15 protein-coding genes and 1 tRNA gene are annotated in these 20379 nt (G+C 48.4%); 9 read left to right on the top strand and 7 right to left on the bottom strand.

Translation table 11 applies throughout. The annotated features are described in order from the left end of the window. Window positions 1–213, top strand: a complete 213-nt coding sequence (locus tag QUA71_RS08435; RefSeq protein ID WP_333283994.1) for a DUF5615 family PIN-like protein — start codon at window positions 1–3, stop codon at window positions 211–213. A 7-nt stretch (window positions 214–220) separates the two neighbouring features. Here QUA71_RS08435 and QUA71_RS08430 read toward each other — a convergent pair whose 3' ends face one another. From QUA71_RS08430 to QUA71_RS08405, 6 genes are all read right to left on the bottom strand, one after another. Next, window positions 221–859, bottom strand: coding sequence for a type I restriction enzyme HsdR N-terminal domain-containing protein (locus QUA71_RS08430; RefSeq protein WP_333283992.1), 639 nt, complete (start codon window positions 857–859; stop codon window positions 221–223). Between the two features lie 203 nt (window positions 860–1062). Next, window positions 1063–2142 carry a class II fructose-bisphosphate aldolase gene (gene fba / locus QUA71_RS08425; RefSeq protein WP_006633469.1) on the bottom strand — a complete coding sequence of 360 codons (1080 nt, stop codon included), beginning with the start codon at window positions 2140–2142 and terminating at the stop codon, window positions 1063–1065. Window positions 2143–2335: 193 nt separating this feature from the next. Continuing rightward, a tRNA-Lys gene (locus QUA71_RS08420) sits at window positions 2336–2407 on the bottom strand. 67 nt (window positions 2408–2474) lie between these two features. After that, complete coding sequence (locus QUA71_RS08415; protein WP_445243764.1) at window positions 2475–3344, bottom strand: aldose epimerase family protein; 870 nt, start codon at window positions 3342–3344, stop codon at window positions 2475–2477. Window positions 3345–3481: 137 nt separating this feature from the next. Next, window positions 3482–5557 carry a CapA family protein gene (locus QUA71_RS08410; protein WP_333283988.1) on the bottom strand — a complete coding sequence of 692 codons (2076 nt, stop codon included), beginning with the start codon at window positions 5555–5557 and terminating at the stop codon, window positions 3482–3484. 12 nt (window positions 5558–5569) lie between these two features. Then, window positions 5570–5725: a hypothetical protein gene (locus QUA71_RS08405; RefSeq protein WP_190663334.1), complete on the bottom strand. Its 156-nt coding sequence runs from the start codon at window positions 5723–5725 to the stop codon at window positions 5570–5572. 601 nt (window positions 5726–6326) lie between these two features. On the opposite strand from QUA71_RS08405, the gene QUA71_RS08400 reads away from it, so the two are divergent. Beyond that, window positions 6327–6638 (top strand): DUF6679 family protein, encoded by a 312-nt coding sequence (locus tag QUA71_RS08400; protein WP_015177146.1) that lies wholly within the window; start codon window positions 6327–6329, stop codon window positions 6636–6638. A gap of 322 nt (window positions 6639–6960) precedes the next feature. Here QUA71_RS08400 and QUA71_RS08395 read toward each other — a convergent pair whose 3' ends face one another. Further along, window positions 6961–8601: an MBL fold metallo-hydrolase gene (locus QUA71_RS08395; RefSeq protein WP_333284141.1), complete on the bottom strand. Its 1641-nt coding sequence runs from the start codon at window positions 8599–8601 to the stop codon at window positions 6961–6963. Window positions 8602–10761: 2160 nt separating this feature from the next. On the opposite strand from QUA71_RS08395, the gene QUA71_RS08390 reads away from it, so the two are divergent. The 7 genes from QUA71_RS08390 (at window position 10762) to QUA71_RS08360 (ending at window position 20309) form a co-directional block, all read left to right on the top strand. Continuing rightward, entirely contained in the window at window positions 10762–11964 is a 1203-nt protein-coding gene (locus QUA71_RS08390; protein ID WP_333283986.1) for a glycosyltransferase, read from the top strand. A gap of 341 nt (window positions 11965–12305) precedes the next feature. Next, window positions 12306–12545, top strand: coding sequence for a hypothetical protein (locus tag QUA71_RS08385; RefSeq protein ID WP_333283984.1), 240 nt, complete (start codon window positions 12306–12308; stop codon window positions 12543–12545). 616 nt (window positions 12546–13161) lie between these two features. Beyond that, window positions 13162–14364: a glycosyltransferase gene (locus QUA71_RS08380; protein ID WP_333283982.1), complete on the top strand. Its 1203-nt coding sequence runs from the start codon at window positions 13162–13164 to the stop codon at window positions 14362–14364. 258 nt (window positions 14365–14622) lie between these two features. Then, complete coding sequence (locus QUA71_RS08375) at window positions 14623–15939, top strand: glycosyltransferase (protein ID WP_333283980.1); 1317 nt, start codon at window positions 14623–14625, stop codon at window positions 15937–15939. Between the two features lie 258 nt (window positions 15940–16197). Continuing rightward, on the top strand, window positions 16198–17448 hold the full coding sequence (locus QUA71_RS08370; protein ID WP_333283979.1) for a glycosyltransferase: 1251 nt from the start codon (window positions 16198–16200) through the stop codon (window positions 17446–17448). Next, window positions 17445–18236 (top strand): ABC transporter permease, encoded by a 792-nt coding sequence (locus tag QUA71_RS08365; RefSeq protein ID WP_190734126.1) that lies wholly within the window; start codon window positions 17445–17447, stop codon window positions 18234–18236. The genes QUA71_RS08370 and QUA71_RS08365 overlap by 4 nt, the downstream gene beginning before the upstream one ends. Then, complete coding sequence (locus QUA71_RS08360) at window positions 18237–20309, top strand: ATP-binding cassette domain-containing protein (protein ID WP_333283976.1); 2073 nt, start codon at window positions 18237–18239, stop codon at window positions 20307–20309. Window positions 20310–20379 lie beyond the last annotated feature (70 nt).

The following is a 20379-nucleotide window of genomic DNA, read 5'->3' as shown; positions in this document are numbered from 1 at the left end:
ATGGCACGTCTTTATGCCGATGAGCAATACCCTTATCCTGTTGTAGAATTACTGAGAGCTTTAGGACACGATGTTTTGACTGTCCAAGAAGCAACCAGAGCGAATCAGAAAATTCCTGACCCGGATGTTTTAGCTTTTGCTAACCGAATCAACGCGGCTATAACAGCAGAAGAACCTTTAGAAGGTAAACTGATTCGTGTTGTGCGCCCTTGACCGTAACTTAGACGGCCGTGATGCCTTGGCCTAAATGCTTCAAGACTTGAAAAGCCGATCGCAATTCACTTCGCACAGTATAAATCGAAAATGCCCGCGATAACCCGTATTCGGGTGTAGGTTGAGCCCTGAGTTTCACAAACAACACATCATCGCCATTCGTCAACATACCAAATCTGGGTTTATCCAAATCAGGATTTGCCATCATGTATGCTAATGCTTGGGGTAATGCCGATCGCGTCGATATCGTAGTCTTCTTACACTCCAAAACCATTACCCAAAGCTGATTCTGCAAAATCAAGATATCAATTCGTCCCCGCAGGGTTTCTTCCCCATCATCGATCGTAATTTCGATAGCAGCTTCAGCCTTCATCCTAAACGGTGGATCGTAGAATCCCGCCAATTCTAACAAAGGTGATGCCACCAGCAATGTCACTGCCCCTTCTAACAACTCTCCATCGGCTCTATGATACAGCAATCTACGTCGTAGCGTATCCAAAGCAGTCTGTTCAGAATCGCTGGGACTTGGCAATTGGGCTTGCCACTCTGTAAAAAAAGCCTCATCCTCAGTTCGGCTCAAATTCAACCTTGATTCAGCCTCAGCAAGGCTTTTAATAGCTTCTGTAACTGCAATAACCTTTGCCATTTGTTCACCTTTGATTCAAACGGTTTTTCACACTAAAATTAGTTTCATTGTAAGCAAAAGTAGGGAAACTGCTATAGCGCTCGCAGTTTTCAATATCACTTCTATTGGTTTGTGTCCAGAAACAAAAACCGGGCAACTCCACAGTTACCCGGCAATCCTAACTTTAGACTTCAGACAAATCTAAAATCTAAAACCTAAAATTCTTAAACAGCGACAGTCTTCTTAGCAGAAGAGCTCAATTCGCCCTTAGCATACTTAGCTGCAAAATCGTCCAAAGACACTTGCTTAATCTTTGTACCGTGACCAGCGCAACCGAAAGAGTTATAACGATCGCTACAAACCTTCTGCATATACTTGATCGACGGCTTCAAGAAGTGGCGGGGGTCAAACTCATCCGGCTTGGCAAACAAAGCTTCGCGCACCGCAGCGGTAATCGCCAAACGGTTGTCAGTATCGATATTGATCTTGCGAACGCCGCACTTGATGCCCTTTTGGATTTCTTCCACAGGTACGCCGTAGGTTTCGCGGATTTTGCCGCCGTTGCTGTTGATAATTTCCAGCAATTCTTGGGGAACAGAAGAAGAACCGTGCATCACCAAGTGAGTATTCGGCAAGCGGCGGTGAATTTCTTCAATGCGGCTGATTGCCAAAATTTCGCCAGTCGGCTTGCGAGTGAACTTGTAAGCGCCGTGAGAAGTGCCGATCGCAACTGCTAGAGCATCAACGCCGGTTTGCTCGACGAAATCCACAGCTTGTTCAGGATCTGTCAGCAACTGATCGTGAGAAAGCGCACCTTCAAAGCCGTGGCCGTCTTCTGCTTCGCCCATTCCTGTTTCCAGAGAACCCAAGCAACCCAGTTCGCCTTCAACGCTAACGCCGATCGAATGAGCAACATTCACCACATCGCGAGTAACTTGAACGTTGTACTCGTAGCTGGCGGGAGTCTTAGCATCTGCTTCCAGAGAACCGTCCATCATCACGCTGGTGAAACCTTGGCGCATGGCAGAATAGCAAGTGCCGGGGGCATTGCCGTGGTCTTGGTGCATGGAAATGGGAATGTGAGGATAGGTTTCAACTGCTGCCAAAATCAAGTGGCGCAGGAAATTTTCGCCAGCGTAGGAGCGAGCGCCGCGAGAAGCTTGCAGAATCACGGGGCTGTTGGTTTCGTCAGCAGCGCGCATGATCGCTTGGATTTGCTCCATGTTGTTGACGTTGTAAGCCGGTAGGCCGTAACCATTTTCAGCCGCGTGGTCGAGCAGCAATCGCATAGGTACAAGCGCCATAGATATTCCTCCTAATTATTTGTGATTTTTGGGCAGTGAATTTTGGACAAGCTCAATTCTTACGATAATATTAAGACAATTTGCCACCGATCGCGCACTATCTTTCCATATTTACTTAAAAGTTCAAAAAACAAAATTTTGAGTTCCGAGCATTCAACTCAAAACTCAAAATTCTCAACTTACAAATTTTTTATGGGTCGCCCGGGATTTGAACCCGAGACCGGTCGGTTAAAAGCCGAATGCTCTACCGCTGAGCTAGCGACCCGCGAAAACATTGTTACCGCACACAATTTCTAATAGTAGCACCCCTCATTTGAAATAGCAAGTCTTTTTTAAATAAAATTTGCAGTCATGCGAACCAGCATCTGGCAAGTCGCTCCCGGCTGCAAATAAATCATGTGTTCGCCAGTGTTGAGGGCATTTCGAGGAGCAGTCCAAGGTTCCAAACAGTAAAAATCCTTGCCCTTCACCGTCCAGAAAACCAACTTCCCATAGCTGGAGTTGTAACTGAGGGTGAGCCGCAAGCCTTGGGCCGCGTCAGTGACAGTAGCAGCAAGACCAGTGAGTTCGTCAAAGGAAACATCAATTTCATCCAACGTCGGGTCAAAAACCCCAGTGAAGTAACCCTTTTGATTGGTGTTCTGATCTCTGTACTGCATCCCCGGAATCTCAAAGCGGAGCTTTGATTTGTCCGTCGCCAAAAAGTAGGGGTGCAAACCACTAGAAAACGGCATGGGTTCGGCAGACAGATTGGTGTATCGCTGAAAAATTTCCAAAGAATTGCCTTTAATCTGATAAGTGAAGGCTAGTTGGAAATCAAAGGGATAAACAGCCAGCGTCTTGTCGCAGCTATCGAGAATTAGCGTAAGAGCGGCGCAACCCTCCGTAACTTGTTCGCCTACTGTCCAAGGCAAGTCTCGAGCAAAGCCGTGCTGTTTGAGCTGACGCTGCACTCCCTTGTGCGTGTAAGTACTGTCGGGGAGATTGCTGCAGATTGGAAACAGGATAGGAATCCCGCCACGTACAGTCAGATCGGGATTGGCGAACCGTTCCGCGTCCAAGTACAAGATTTCTTTGCCTTCAACCAGCCAGCTAGTGGCAATACCGCCCCGTTCCGGCACAACTTCTAGAGTAGAGTTAGCGGTTTCGTCGGAGAGGATATAGGTTTTGTACTGCTTTTGCTTGAGCGCGATCGCAAACACATTTGTCATCGGTAGTAGGTCATTGATCATTGGTTGTCAGTAAATCGGTCGTTAATAATTGGTCGCTAGTATCTTGATGTTCACCCATTACCGCCCCTATCCTCCCCCGGGCTCCTCGTTGTTCCGACCCCCATCGACTAACCAATGCTCCCAGCTATAGGAGGCAGGGCGATCCGGTGCTTGGAGCGTTTGCTGCTGGTACCTGGAACCATCGCTGAGGTGGGCTGCTGTTTGAGTGCGACTTCAAAAGATACAGCCCTGGGGGGAAGATAGCTTTGGGGACTCGGCACTGCTTCTTGACTGGGAGATGCGGGCGAAATAAACGGTTCTTTGATGAATGGCTCTTTTGTAAATGGCTCTGGTTCCCGGCTGGGATTTTGAGGTTGAGTGGGGTAGATGCGCGGCGGCAAATTTTGATTCGGAGGCGGGTTTGACTCAATTGCAGGCCCTGTCCCGTTCGGGAAAAATGAGGAGTTGTCGGGCTGTTGGGGCGCAGCCGGCAAAGTCGGCAAAATCAAAGTAGGTTTGGGTTGTCCGGGGCTTTGCAGATTGCTTTCACCCGATGTTCCCCCGGAACTTCGCCCTGGCTGGTATGTACCGCTCTTTGCCGATCCTGGCAATGGAGAATTTGGAGTTTTTAGTGTGGCTCCTGGCTGGACTAGGGCATCGAGAACTACAGAAGATCCCATCGGTCGATCGAAAATACTAGAAATTTGCTCGACGCGTTTGAGGATGCGATCGGCAGCAGCTCCCTTCACCACCTTCGGCTGAAACTTTTTCACCTCCACAGGCAGAAACTCTACCTTCATATTCCGGTCTTTGAGCGATACTTTCAGGACTGCGGTATCGTAATCCCTGCGAGCATTCCCGCCGAATATAAAATTACCCAGCGAGTAAACTATCGGGCGGCCCTTGTAAAGTTCTGCACCTTGCAATACCTGGGGATGGTGTCCAACTACCAAATCAGCTCCTTGGTCGATCGTAAACCGAGCCAAATCAATCTGCCAGTCCCCCGGATAATCGGCCAATTCGACTCCCCAGTGGTAATTAACAATAATCCAGTCTACCTGACCCCTAAGAGCTCGAATATCCTCGGCCACGCGATTGTTGCGGCGGGGGTTAGTGCCCGCTTTCCCTTGGTCGGCGACGTGAAGCTCGGCATCGTAATAACCGAGGTAGGCAATCCGCTGACCCTTAACTTCAATAATATCTGGACGCCTCGCTTCTTTAATATCTCTGCCGGCTCCCAGGTGTTGAATCCCACTATTATCTAGAGTATTCATCGTCTCCACCAGCCCCGGTTCCTCGTAATCCATAGCGCGGCTATTTGCCAGATTGACAATATCCACTCCTCCGGCTGTTAATACTTTCACCGATTCTGGAGCAGCTTTAAAATTTAATTGTTTTTTGCCAGACCCCAATGTAGAGCGAGTCAGGGAGTTTTCTAAGTTAACCATCGCCACATCTGCTTGCCGGTACTCGTCCATATTGGCGAAAGCCCATTGGTGATCGTTGGCAGCAGATGCTCCGAGTGCATCCGATAGATTCACATTTCCTCCGAACATCAGCGTTACTGTTGGGTCGTAAGGATTAGCAACTTGCTTTTGCTGTACTACTGGTACCACTTCTAAGGCCGCTTGCACCGTATCCGCACGTTTTGGAGGCGGCCCCGACATTACCCCTGTTTGCTGGTAGCCGGATACTGGGGATACTAACCGCAGGGTCAGAGCTTCGTGGTAGCTGACCCAACACCCTAAAATAAATGAGGCAAGTGCCGATCCCACTAGCAGCAGAGAACGATACGTTTTAAATTTAACCCAATCGACGGCCGGTAGGGAACGGTAACGCCGCCGCTGGCGGTTGGCGGGAGTTACAATTCGCACTGACTGTTTCCAGAGAATGTCTGCATCCCCAGCCAAGCGCGCGTGAATTCGCACTCCTTCTACTGCTGGCGAGTTGAGTCTCCAGAGTTGGTGGCAAATAAATTTGACTAAGCCTTCCCGGAGAGTGCTCCCGAGTAATGTAGTATCTGGCGCCAATTCGCGCTGGAATTCTACGAGGATTTGGACGCAGCCTGCCTGAGCCTGTTCGACGCGGGCATAAATCCCTTCGGGTCGCAGCAAGCTGTCAATCCAATAATTTAGGGCTTGAAAGTTGCCCGATCGCGCTAGCTCCAAAATAGACGGCTGCGACCAATTTTCTGCGTACACCATCAATTAGCCTCCTTAATACGCACGAGCGATGACTCCAATTTGTTTTGAACGGAACCGCAATTCTTTTAGCTTAACCGCCACAGGTTCCGCTGCCCGTTTTGAAGCTTGTTGTTGGCCGCCACCATTTTCTACATTTAGGGGCTGCCTGCTGTCAGTGATTTTTATCACACTTCGGTCAATCGATTTTAGATTTTAGATTTTAGATTTTAGATTGAGTTCACAGAGGGTACTCGGGGCCAGAACAAAAGTTGAAACAAAAGGTTTCTGGGGGAGTTGAGGTAGAAAAGAGCGAGATTTATGAGGTAGAGTCTGTTTTTATTGTCGCTGTTTGAGTGTCGCTTTAAAGCTTTCGCTTTGAGATTTGAGATTTGAGATTGAGCCAAGAGGCGTTAGCGGGCGATCGCACAAACGTCGAAACAATAGCTTTCTGGGGGACTTGAGGCAAAAGAGAGCGAGATTTTTGAGGCAGAGTCTGTTGTTATTGTCGCTGTTAATCGCGTGCCGTCGTCAAGTCCTAATGCTGCGATCTATGCTGGCAAATGCCTCTAACGAGGGATGCCACTGGCTGCACAACCTGTAATTGGATAAATGGCGTACTAGATAGATTTGGTGGTAAAATCAAATTTGGTAACTCCCATCGGTACAAAAGTTGCGGAAAACGTGAAACTGGCCAGTCCATACGGCTGTGCCTTCCGATGTAAAACCCAAAGTACGTTACGGTAAACAGACCATATTTTAAGCAAGTTACACTGCGCAGGAGAACTGACAAATGCTACAGCGCAAAATCTATCAACTCTGTTGTGATGGTCGTGAGGTTTCTATTTTTCTTCGAGATCAGCAACGTTGGATAGAGCGCGCTCGTATCCTAGATATTGAAGGGGATCTAGTCACGCTGCGCTACGAAACCGACGAAGAAGACGAAATCAGCTCCTGGGAAGAAATGGTGCGTCTCGAAAGTATTGGCTCTGTGTCCCAGAAGTTGGCTTCGGTATCCCGAACTAACTGCGAACCCCTAGTTTCTGACGATTGTCCCGAAGCCGAACAAATTCGCAATCACTACCCGGACTCGAATTTGGAATAGTTTTGAGCTCGCGCTTGAGGCACAAGGAAAACTTGGGGGAAAAGAAAACGACTTTTCTCCCTTTTTTGTGGAGAAATTATGGAAAAAACCCGGTTTAGGCCAAACATATTCTGGGTTGTGACCGCATAAGCTATTTTGCCTTTAAATTTAAGCTTGATGGCGGAATCTCCCGTTCACCTCACAAGAGCGTAAGTACACAGTAGTTTAAAAATTCAATACGCGACAGCTTACCCCTGCTTAAACCGGGTTTTTTGTCGGGGTGCGTCCAGGACTGTTCTTTTGTTTTCTTTGCCTGGGGACTGGTTTCAATGTGCCCGACAGCTTATTCGCCGTCTGTTTCGCCATCTTCTAGGAAAAGTTCGGACTCCGGTATCGCTTTAAAGACGGGACAGAAACCGTCGGGAGTAACTTTAAAGCCAAACAAAGCACTGGACTGGTTCCAACAGCGCTGGCTGCGGTAGTGCTGGCAATTGCCGCAGCATTCGAGGTTGGCCTGAACGGCGCTGCCTTGAAAAAGGAGTTCCCGCTGGGAGATGCCGCGCAGTACCAGCTCTTCGCCTTGCCAGCGCGCTTCTACCAAGCCGGTGTCGGCAAAATTGGCCCACCGAGGGTCGGCTGTAATCGGACTCGGCAAGCTAATTGCTACCTCTGTCCCCAATTCGCTGAGTTCTCCCTCATAGTTAGTTTCTGGGATAGCGGGCTGCAAAAACATTTCCCCGATCGGCAATTCGACCAGTGTTCCGGCCGCCGGAGTGTGCAACTGGTAGCGGTTTCGCAGCTCGTCCAAGTTAGCCAAGTCAGCCAAATATGCAGGGGAACCGTGGAGTAAAATTACGTGCTGGGGACGCAAATTGTGGATGAGTTGGGTCGTCCCCGGTCCGTCGCAGTGTTCGGCTAGGAGATAAGTTTCGACACTTCTGATTCCACCAGATTCGGGCCTGTTGGGTAGCCAGTTGCTGACGGGATATCCTGGTTTTTGAGGCGCGAGCAAAATCCAAGGATTTTTGCCATCGGCAACATACAAAGGCAAATCAGCTATTTGGTCAGTAATCACAATACAGGGCGTGGCTCCCAATCCGGGGCGTTGTTCGGGAGACAGCCGACGGACGCGGGGTTTCACCCTTTCGTCCCAAAACAAAGGTTGGTGCAGAGCAAAATTTTGGACGGCGGTGGGAAATTGGTGTAGCAGTTCCAGATAAGCGTCGCACCCGTCGGCGACAGTGCCGTCCACCCAAATATCCAAGTCGCGGCCAGTAAAGTAGTGGTGACTGCGGAGCAGCATCAGCATTTCTTGACCCAAACCAAGGGCCGGCGCGGGCAGCAGTACCGAGTACCCGTCGGCGATGGCGCGGTGGATGCGATCGGCTAACTGATTTTCCAGTTGTCGGCGGTGAGGGTGGCGCGCCGTGCCGTAACTGCCTTCCAAAATTAACACATCCGGCTTCATGCCCCTGAGTTCTCCCAGGGGCAAACCTTCCACCAAACGAGAATTGGAGAGGAAAAAGTCGCCGGTGTAAACCACGGTGTAGGTGCGGTGCGGTGCGGCATAAGTCAGCAGCACAGTCGCCGCTCCGGGCAAATGACCCGACGGGAACAACTGCACGCTCAGTCCGGGGCGCACTTCGAGCGGCGACTGCCAGGGCAGTCCCTGACAGAACCTGGACTCTGGCTGCTGAGCCAGTTCTGGCCAGTTGAGCGGTAGCAGTCGCGCTGTCACTTCGCTGGCGTAAATTGGCAAGTGGGGGAAAGATTGATGGAGTGCTAGCAAACCTCTGGCATGGTCAGAGTGGGCGTGGGTACACACCACAAAATCGGCTGGCAGCGATCGATTTAGTGTCGCTGACAGCGGTGCAATATCCTCTACACCGCAGTCGAGTAAAATGCGGTGCGGCCCCATTCGCACTAGGAGACAGACACCTTCTTGGGCGTGGCCTGCGCCGTAAGGTAAACAATCGAGATCCATCACTGCGGTTAGCTCCCTGCTTTGCACGCAACTTGCAGTATCGCGACATTTAAAGATTGGTTGCGACTGCATTCATTCGATCAAGTTCAGTCTGGGACGCTGAAATCGGGTTTGATGAACGAAAACACTTTGTTGCCGCCCTCGCTCCCGGTTAAAAAACCCGGTTTATCAAAGTTCTGGTGCGTAAGCCCTGGGGCTAAATGTTTGCTCGAAGGCTCCGCTTCCCGTCAAAGGGAAGTAATTGCACTTAAGATTTGATGCAGCGCCAAGAAGGCGATTTTCCGAAGGCATTTGCCTGACGGGCATTCGGCCTTCCACAAAGTTCATGCTACTGGTTCTGGCATCAAAAGTTACATTTTATTGCACCATGTAAGAGTAGCGAACTCGATCTCATATTCTGAGTTTTAAACTTTTTTCCACAATTTGCGCCTGCTAAAAGCTAGTCTTTTTTATGAGAAGATTTTAATTCAGATGTCCAAAGATCTTGATAAAACTTTACAATTCTTCATTTTTAGGAGGTTGAGGGCCGTGTATTGTCCAATCTGAAAAACGGAGAACCAGCATGGGGCTAGCTAACTGCTTTTGTCCGGGCAGACAGAGGCTTTATGAGTTTGCTCGGTTTCTTTGTAAAAGTTTGATACATTCTTCTAAGCAAACCTTGTGGCTATACAGGAGAGAGTTTAAATGGCTTTTTGACCCTGCCCAAAAACGGATATAAGTTTCCGACAGGAATCGCCAGCAGCCCAAAGTTTTAGACTCCTGTTCAAGCTCCAGATTCATCTGTGAAGTAAATCTCAAATCGTTCGACTGAGCGCGACTCGACTGAGCGGGACTCGACGGCTCGCCCAACGTCTCGCCGAAGTCTCAAAACTCAAATCTAAAATCGGCTGACTGCCCCATAATAGGTTTGTTTACTCCGCTCTTTGACTAGGGGACAAAACGATGTGTTTTTTTGTTTTACCCCAAACATAGCCAGCTCAATCCCCCGACAATGGAGGATATTTATCCTGTACAAATCCCACTAACTTGCCAGGAAGAATCTCAGGTCTATGAGTCTCCAACCAGTCTGTAACATTCGGTTTTTTATCATTTAGATATTCTTTGGAGTGGGGTTTTTGAGTTGTTTGTCAGCTAACCCGTGGCGGCTTAAATAGAGTGTAATAGCTTGGTTTTAAGTCAAACCTCACATCGTAGTTCTCGAATAGTATCGTTGGAGTTGTGCTAGATTCCAGTTTTTTGACTGCCGTCAGCAAATGACTGCTGCGCTTTGCACAGATTCTAGATAACTGACTGAGCCTCGTCGTTCTGCCAATTTTAACCTAGAGATACGAGTAGTTTATACAGTTGAGTTTATTAACCAATGAAGCCGGAACTGACTTATTTAACCTGCTGAATCTCGGGACTTATAGCCTTTAGTAAAGATTTTAAGTTAATTTTGCTTAAATTCACGTGGTATGGATTGACCTCTATTAACTCATGTAGGTCGGTTAAATAAGTACGTAAAAATATAGCTAATGTAGGTCGACTGTTGAAATCAGAAAGAGTTTTTTATAGGATGATTTTTTAGCTCAAACGACCCCTAGAAGACGTAGAAAGTATTGGTTTTGGCGCAGTTTTACCTAGTGTTTTAGTTTTTTTTAATATTTGTTAAGGGGCTGCCTCTATATTCTAACAAGGGGGTTGGGATTGTTAGAGAATAATTACACTACTTGCGAAAGTTTTAATCGCGAGAGGGTTTAATTGTTTGGTATGTTTTAGAGAATAGTACCCGATCGCAATTAAAGCTGGAATGAGGCGCGATCGCACAAACCCGGTTTTATCAAAAAAGCGGGTTTTTAGATGTGGCATTTATGGCGAGACTGGGGAGAGCGCCATTAATGCCAATAACACCTGCAATTGACACAAGCCACGACGAGCGAAGGTGTTCGACGACAAATATTGTGTAAGAAAAAAACTTGACATCAGCGGGTCATCGAAAGTAAAAATAAATAATAGCCATAACAAAAATAAGGCTTTATGTTTGATTCGCGATCGAGGCTAGGCAAGTATAAAATTAATAAGTGGCTATCGCTTAAAACAATGGCGGCTAAAATACATCCGGTAAAACACGGAGTATTTATGAATTTTTTGCACTCAAAAATCTAAAATCTAAAACCTAAAATGGCAACAGCTATTCTTGACCTGGAAATGTCCAAACTCCCGCCAGAAATTACGGTTGAGGAGCGTTACAGCAAAGCCTTGGTTTTAATTAGACTGCACGGAAAACCGATCGGCCAAGCTCTACTTTCGGTAGCCGGAGGTCGCATGGGCGGTGACGAATTACGGGAAACACTGAGGAATGCTGCTGGTGACAACTTGTGGAAAAACTGGCTCTACGACACTCTAGAATGGGATGAGCGGGGGCCGGTGGAGGCTATGCCACTCGCCACAGTAGCGGTTTGTACGCGCGATCGACCGGAAGATTTGCGGCGCTGTCTAGAAGGGTTTATGCGGCTGCCCGACGACGGTCAGGAATACTTAGTAATTGACAATTGTCCCGCCACGGACGCTACCAAGGAACTAATCAAAAATTACCCAAAAGTCCGCTATGTGCGCGAAGACGTACCGGGATCGAGCGCTGCCCGCAACCGAGCTTTACGCGAAGCTAAACACGAATTCGTAGCCTTTACAGATGACGATGCGGCCCCGGATCAGAACTGGCTGCGCTCGCTGTTGCAAAATTTCAGAGATCCGCGAGTTATGTGCGTTACGGGGCTGGTGATGCCCTTGGAACTGGAAACGGAAGCGCAAGAATGGTTCGAGTGCTACAGCCCCCACGGGCGGGGCTTCGAGCGCCGAGTTTTTGACGGGGCGCACTGCAACCCGCTGATAGTCTCTCCTGTGGGGGTTTCGGCGAGCATGGCTTTGCGCAAAAGTTCGCTCGACTGTATCGGCTTGTTTGACGAGGCTTTGGGGGCGGGAACGCCCACTGTCGGTGGCGAAGACTGCGAACTGTTTGCCCGCATTTTGCGCGCGGGCTACTGCATTGTCTACGAGCCGAGAGCATTGAGCTGGCACCGCCATCGCCGCACTTGGGAAGAATTGCGAAAAACGCTCCAAGGCTACGGAATCGGAGTCTATGCTTTCTGGACGCGGCTGTTTGTGGTCAACAGAGAATTCAGTGTGCCTCTATTAGCTTGGGGATGGCTGCGGTATAAGCAAATTCCTGAATTATTGGCTTCTTGGCGAAAGCAACCAGGCTGTATTCCTAGTGATTTACTTTTGGCTCAACTGCGGGGGTGCATTAGCGGGCCGATGGCTTATTTTTCTTCTCGCAAGTGGTTGCAGGAAGTTAAAGGAGAAGTCAATCGATTTGAGATTTGAGATTTGAGATGGACTCGACAGATGAATCGGGGAAATTAAACTAAGGTCTAAGTTTTTTTGATTAGTCATTAGTTAGTAATCAGGAGGAAGAGCGAACTTAGGCAACGGATTGTGTAAGGGATGTAAGGGATTTAATGGATATTGAGGGGACAGGGAAGAAGTAAGAGGGTTTTAAATATTAATCACCACTTATAAATTCCCAAATACCACATCCCAATTACCAATTCCCAATCTAATATGAACAGGGAAAATCCAACTGTTAGCGTAATTATACCCAGCCACAATCGAAGTTATTCGCTGCGGCGCGCTCTTGATGCTTTGCACTCGCAGACTTAGCGGTTGTGGATTGGCTGGCCCTGGGAGTCAGGAAATCTCTGGATTTGCTCGAAAGCTTGGGGATGCAGGAAACTTGGCGGTTGTTGCGGGCAAAATTGCGCGGTTATGGGTATTGGCGGGGTGTGGATGAGCTAAAAAGTCAATCGGCAATTTCTAGTTTTATGCAAGGAGGCCCGGCCCGTGCTGATTGGGGCGCGAAAATGTGGGGAGGGCGGGTGAGATCGCTCATAAAGTGGCTTGTATAGAAGTGATGGTTAGCTAAACCCGCCCTACCAGACCCGACAAGATATTATTGTTTTTTGTGCCGTTCTACTTAGCATTTGGCTTGATTATCAAAAAAGAGTATTTTATGAGATGCCTTTATATTCTCAGAAGTGGCTTGGGATTGATAGAGAACTACTACTGGCGAAAGTTTGAATTGGGAGAGTGTTTAATTATTTGGTATGTTGTCAAAAATAGTACCCGATCGCAATTAAAGCTGGAATGAGGAGCGATCGCACAAACCGGGTTTAATGAAAAAATCGGGTTTTTAGATGTGGCATTAATGGCGAGACTTGGGAGAGCGCCATTAATGCCAATAACACCTGCAATTGACACAAGCCTCGACGATAGCTCGTTGTCAGGGGTAAAAATTCAGTTGGGAAAAAACTTGACATCAGCGGGTCATTGAAAGTAAAAATAAATAAAACCAATAACAAAAATGAGGCTTGATATTTGATTCGCGCTCGGCGCTCGGCAAGTATGACATTGAGAAGTTGCTATCCCCTAAAACAATTTCGGCTAAAATACATCCGGTAATATAGGGAGTATCTAGGATTTTTTCGCAATCTCAAATCTAAAATCTAAAATCTAAAATCTCAAATGGCAACAGCTATTCTTGACCTGGAAATATCCAAACTCCCGCCAGAAATAACGGTTGAGGAGCGTTACCGCAAAGCCTTGATTTTAATTCGACTGGGCGGAAAACCGATCGGTCAAGCTCTTTTGCCCGTAGTCGGAGGTCGCATGGGCGGTGACGAATTACGGGAAACACTGATGAATGCTGCTGGTGACAACTTGTGGAAAAACTGGCTCTACGACACTCTAGAATGGGATGAGCGGGGGCCGATGGAGGCTATGCCACTCGCCACAGTAGCAGTTTGCACCCGCGATCGACCGGAAGATTTGCGGCGCTGTCTCGACGCGCTGATGCTGCTGCCAGATGACGGTCAGGAATACCTGGTAATTGACAATTGTCCGGCTACCGACGCCAGCAGTGAATTGGTCAAAAATTACCCAAAAGTCCGCTATGTGCGCGAAGATGTAGCGGGCGAGAGCGCCGCCCGCAACCGAGCTTTACGCGAAGCTAAACACGAATTCGTAGCCTTTACAGATGACGATGCGGCCCCGGATCGGAACTGGCTGCGCTCGCTGTTGCGAAATTTCAGAGATTCGCGAGTTATGTGCGTTACGGGGCTGGTGATGCCCTTGGAACTGGAAACGGAAGCGCAAGAATGGTTCGAGCGCTACAGCCCATACGGCCAGGGCTTCGAGCGCCGAGTTTTTGACGGGGCGCACTGCAATCCGCTGATTGTAGCTCCTGTGGGGGTTTCGGCGAGCATGGCTTTGCGGAAAACTTTGATCGACTGTATCGGCTTGTTTGACGAAGCTTTGGGCGTGGGCACGCCCGCTAAGTGCGGTTCAGACTGCGAACTGTTTGCCCGCATTTTGCGCTCGGGCTACCGCATCGTCTACGAACCGAGGGCCTTGAGTTGGCACCGCCATCGGCGCACTTGGGAAGAACTGCGCAACTTGCTCCAAGGCTACGGACTCGGAGTTTATGCTTTCTGGACGCGGATATTTGTGGTCAACAGAGAATTTAGTGTGCCTCTATTAGCTTGGGAATGGCTGCTTTACAAGCAAATTCCTGAATTATTGGCTTCTTTGCGAAAGCAACCGGGCTGTATTCCTAGTGATTTACTTCTGGCTCAACTGCGGGGGTGCATCAGCGGGCCGATGGCTTATTTTTCTTCTCGCAAGCGGTTGCAGGAAGTTAAAGGGGAAGTCAATCAATTTGAGATTTGAGATTTGAGATGGACTCGACAGATGAATCGGGAAAATTAAACTAAGGTAGAACTTTTTTTGATTAGTCAGCAGTCATTAGTCAGTAGTCAGAAGAAAGAGGGAAGTTCGGCAACGAATTATGTAAGGGATGTAAGGGATTTAATGGATATTGAGGGGACAGGGAAGAAGTAAGAGGATTTTAAATATTAATCACCACTTATAAATTCCCAAATACCAAATACCAAATACCAATTACCAAATACCAAATACTAATCTAATATGAACAGGGAAAATCCAACTGTTAGCGTAATTATTCCCAGCCACAATCGAAGTTCTTCGCTGCGGCGCGCTCTTGATGCTTTGCACTCGCAGACTTATCCGATCGACCTGATCGAGGTTATTGTAGTGGCCGATAGCTGCATTGACGATACTTTGGCAATGCTACAAGACTACAAAGCTCCGTTTAAACTGCAGGCGCTTGAGGTAAATTGCCGAAGTGCTTCGATCGCCCGCAATACGGGAGCGGCTTCGGCTACGGGGAAATTGCTGCTGTTTCTCGACGACGATATCGAAGCGCTGCCGCCTTTGGTGGAAAGCCACGCGCGGGTACACCGAGAGCGTCCGGGATCGGCTGTCATGGGCCCCTATCCGCCTAAGTTGCACGGAGGAACTAGATTTTTTGACGTGGAAGTGCGCTCGTGGTGGGAAGAGAAGTTTTATCAGATGAGCCAGCCGGGTCACCGATTTACTTATCAAGATTTGCTCAGCGGCAACCTTTCTTTGGATGCAGAACTGTTTGCTCGTCTCGATGGCTTTGATTCGGCTTTCGGGAACTGCGGCGGGGAAGATTACGAGTTTGGGCTGCGTTTGCTGAAAGCTGGTGTACCTTTTGCTTTAGCAAAGGATGCTGTGGGCTATCATTACGAACACGAAACTAACAATCTCGATCGCTCTTTCCGCCGATCTCGTCAGGAAGGGCGATCGGATGTTTTGATTGGTCAGCGACACCCGGAACTCAGACCGACGCTGCACATAAAAGACTACGAAACTCCTTATTCTGTGGTAGACAAGATTTTGGTGGCGATCGCGTTTTTGTGGCCGGCGGTTATGGATTGGCTGGCCCTGGGAGTCAGGAAATCTCTGGATTTGCTCGAAAGTTTGGGGATGCGGGGAACTTGGCGGTGGTTGCGGGCAAAATTGCGCGGTTATTGGTATTTGCGGGGTGTGATTGATGAGCTAAAAAGTCGATCGGCAATTTCTAGTTTTATGCAAGGAGGCCCGGCCCGTGCTGATTTGGGGGGACATGAAATTAACATCGATTTGCAGCAAGGTTGGGAAGCAGCAGAAAGCCTGCTGGACGCGGAACGACCGGCTGGGGTTTACCTGTATTACGACCAACTGACAGTCGGCCACATTTTTCCGCAAGCGGGCGCGGAACCACTACGGGGCGCTCACTTGCGCTCGATTCTGGCGCTTCACTTGGCCGAACCCCTGGCTCGGGCGATCGGGGTTAACGGTATGCCCCGCACTGCTGAAACGATCGAAGAAAAGCCTTTAGTTCCTTTTGAAAGTTACGAGTTAGCAATTAATAACTAAGTAGGTAGGTGTAAATAAACATTACATGGGTCAGACGGGTGAGTGCATTCATCTTCTCGCTTATATCTCACGATCCTTAGCTAAGTCCGCCCCTAAAAGATATTGTTTTTTCGTGCCTATCTACTTAATTCGGGGAATTTCAACCAAAAACTCAAACCTCAAAAGTTGGAAAATTGGGAAATTGCAACCCCCAACTTAAAAGTCAAAACTCAAAACTTTTCTATCGAGTGCCCGCTGCAAAATTTTCAGGAGCAAGTTATGGCAATAAAAGTGATGGAAATTGAGTTTGCCGAACAGATTAATCCGATTCGGCAACTCGAACAATACGAAGGAGTTCGCATTTTAGTTCGCTACCGGGGACGGCCTCTGGGCTGGGCTTATGTTAGTAACAATCCCTGGGAACAAACAATTTCGGCCGCTCGAGTGCGACAAACAATTGTGGAGCAGTTTGGCAAAGAGTTAGTGCGATCGACTTTACGAGAGCAGTTCGGCGCTGTTTCTGAAGCAGTGGCGGATCGCCACCTGCCGTCAATTAGCGTTGTCATCTGCACGCGCGATCGCACAGATTTGCTCAAAGGCGCTCTGGAAGCTCTCCTCGCACTCGACTATCCCCACCGCGAAATAATCGTTATAGACAACGCTCCTACAAACAGCAGCACCGCTGAATTCGTCGCGCGATTGCCGGTACGCTACGTCAAAGAAGAACGGCCAGGATTAGACTGGGCGCGCAATCGCGGGATCGCTGAAGCGCGACACGAGATTATTGCTTTTACTGACGACGACGCGCGGCCCGATCGCGGTTGGCTGCGGGCGATCGCTTCGGCTTTTGCTGACCCAGAAATTATGGCCGTGAGCGGTTTAGTGGCGGCCGCCGAACTGGAAACTTTGGCGCAACAGCAATTTGAACTGATATACGGCGGAATGCTGCAACACCTGGACCGCCGCAAAACCAACGGTAGCGAGATTTCTGTGCAGCAGTTGCTGTGGGCGAGCGACTACGGTGTGGGGGCGAATATGGCTTTCCGGCGGCAAGTGTTCGCGGAAGTTGGTAATTTTGACCCTGCTTTGGATGTGGGGACTCCGACTCGGGGGGGTGGGGATATCGAGATGTTTCATCGGATTTTGGCGAAGGGATACTCGACTTTTTATGAGCCGAGAGCTTTTGTGTGGCACCTGCACCGGCGCAGCGCCGAGGCTTTGAGCCGGCAGTTGCAGGATAACGGGCGCGGTTTTGGGGCTTATTTACTGACGTGCGATCGCAACCGCACTGTGCCGCGCTGGGAAATTTTGAAATTTGCTATGTTTAATTGGTTGGGTTGGTGGCTGGTGCGCCGCTTGGGGGATCCGGGTTTGCTGCCGCGCAAGTTGGTAGTCAGCGAGTTGCTAGGAGCTCTCGACAGTCCTTTTGCTTACAGAAAAGCGCAGTTGCAGGCGCAGCAGTTAGCTGAGATAGAGCCGGAAGAGCAGCTAGAGTCTGAACCGCAGGAAGTTGCCGGAGGTGTGCGATGAGAAGTGTTCCAAAGCTGATTGACAGGCGCAAAATCGCTCATTTTTTCGATTTGCTGCGGGTGTTGGTCGATCGCGATATGAAATTACTTTACAAGCGATCGGCTTTGGGGATTGCTTGGACTTTAATCAATCCGCTGTTGCAGTTAGCTGTATTTTCCTTTGTGTTTCGCTCTGTTATACCGATTAACATTCCGCAATTTTCTTCCTTTGCTTTCAGCGGTTTGTTAATCTGGAGTTGGTCTCAAACCGCATTATTTCAAGCAACGGGATTAATTACCAACAATAAAGCGCTAATCAGACAGCCTAATTTTCCCACGGCAATTTTGCCGGTAGTTACGACTATGACGGGGCTAATTCACTTTCTGTTAGCTTTGCCGGTGTTAATTATCTTTCTGGCAATTGATGGCGTTCAGCCGAGTTCAGTGCTGTTTGTGTTGCCGCTGCTGATGGTTATTCAGTTTATTTTGACAGTCAGTTTGGCTTATCCCCTCGCCGCTTTGAATGTCACTTTTCGCGATACTCAGCACACTTTGGGCGTAGTTTTGCAGATGCTGTTTTACCTGACTCCGATTTTCTACGACCTCAACAGCGTCCCGAAAGAATTTCAGCCTTTTTATCAGTTAAATCCCATGGTGCCACTGCTTGAAGCCTACCGCACCATACTGCTCAAGGGTACGCAGCCGGATTGGCTGGCACTGTTAATTGTTAGCTTGGTTGTGGCTGCTCTTTTGCCGATCGGACTGGGAATTTTTAGACGGCAAAGCAATACTTTTGTGGAGGAATTGTAAATGCGTCAAGCTATTGTGGTCAAGGGTTTGGGGAAACGTTTCAACCGCTACTCTGCCGATCGACCTTATACGATTATGCAGGCAGCTTTGGCGGGTTTTCGGCAGATGAAACCGCAGGCGCGTTTTTGGGCGCTGCGGGATATCAATTTCACGGTTTCTCCCGGGGAAATGCTGGGAATTCTCGGCAAGAATGGCGCAGGAAAATCGACGCTGCTGCAAATTATCGGCGGTATCGGCCACGCTCAAGAAGGAACTATTGAAGTTAATGGCAGAATTGGCGGTTTGTTGGATTTGGGTGCGGGTTTTCACTCTGATTTAACGGGCAGAGAAAATGTGTTTGTGGGTGCGGTGGTGGCCGGTTTGACTCGTCGGGAAGCGGCGCGCCGGTTTGATGATATTGTTGAATTTGCGGAATTGCAACAGTTTATTGATAGTCCGATGCGGACTTACAGTACCGGGATGCAAATGCGGCTGGCTTTTTCGGTGGCGGTGCACACTGATCCAGAAGTGCTGTTAGTTGATGAACATTTGTCGGTTGGTGATGTGGCTTTTCAAACTAAATGTTTGAACAGAATCTCGGAGTTTAAGGCTCAAGGATGTGCGATTGTTTTGATTTCTCACAACGCGACGCAAATTCATAAACTGTGCGATCGGGCTTTGTGGCTGAAATCAGGTGAAATCGTGGCTTACGGGGAACCAGAAGTGGTAGTCGGTCAGTATTTGTCGGAAATGCGCCCACCAACCGAAAAACGCACTCCCATGCTTCCCCCTGAAGTGACGAGTACAGGTTCGCAACTGCGAATCAATGACAATCGCTTCGGTTCTTTGGAAGTAGAAATTACGGATGTTAAAGTGTTGCCGGATGATGAGATAAACAGTGGCGATCCTATTACTGTGGAAATTCATTATTCTGTACCGAAGCCAATTTCGGCTGCTATTTTTGGCGTGACAATCAGCCGGGAAGACGGTCAAAGTTGTTTTGAGACTAATACTAATCAAATGGGCAGATTGCTGCCGCTGGCGGAAGGTAAAGGCACAATCCGCCTGCACGTAGACAGGCTGGATTTAGGAAACGGTCAGTATTACGTGAATCCTGGGGTTTACGAGAAGAGTTTGGCTTACGCCTACGATTATCATTGGCACACTTATCCGCTGTACGTGCGATCGACTGTCAACCAAAAAACGATTCTTTGTCCGCCCTACCGCTGGGAATTTGATGGCACAATGCAGGTTGCGGATTTACCAGAACCAGCCTATAAAGTTCACGCATTAAATAAGGAGAATCCCGCCTATGCCCAGATTTCGACTCAGTTAAAAAATAAGCAGGAACCAGACTTTTTAATTATTGGCGCTCAAAAGTGCGGCACGGAACCTCTATCCGGCTATCTCGCAAACCACTTGCAAATTATCAAAGAGGGTTCCCGCAACATTCACTTTTTTGATTTGAATTTTGAGCGTGGCGTTGATTGGTACAGCAAGCAGTTGACGCGCAGTGTGGCGGATGAGAAGGTGTTGCTGTGGGAAATGACTCCTTACTATATTTATCATCCGTTGGTGGCCGAGCGGGTTTACAAGTGTTTCCCAGATGTTAAGCTGATTGTAATGCTGCGAAACCCGGTCAAGCGAGCTTGGCTGCACTATCATTTAGAAGTGGCGATCGGGTGCGAAAAGCTGGATTTTCAAAAGGCGATCGCTTCCGAACCCGATCGCCTAAAAGGTGAAATTGAAAAGATCAAAGCCGATCAAAGTTATTACAGTTTCAACCACCAACATTATTCTTATTTGTCGCGAGGAGTTTATGTTGAACAAATCAGGAATTGGTTAGATTATTTTCCGAGGGAACAGTTGCTAATTCTCAAGAGCGAAGATTTTGAAGCAAATGCAGACAAAGTTTTTTCGGAAGTATTAGATTTCTTGGATATTAGTGCGATCGCCAGTAAAGAATATGAGATGAATACGATCGAGGAATACAGCAAAATACCAGCAGCAATCGAACAACAATTGACAGATTATTTCCAACCTTACAATCAGGAACTTTCTGATTTGTTAAAACAGGATTTTACTTGGAGTTAGAATTGGCAGGTTGGGTTCTGAGAACGAAACCCAACCCACCTCAAAATCTACGGTTAATTATAATTAATGG

Source organism: Microcoleus sp. MON1_C5 (genome assembly GCF_036701875.1).
Taxonomy (GTDB): Bacteria; Cyanobacteriota; Cyanobacteriia; order Cyanobacteriales; family Microcoleaceae; genus Microcoleus.
This window is presented reverse-complemented; position numbering and strand designations above follow the sequence as displayed.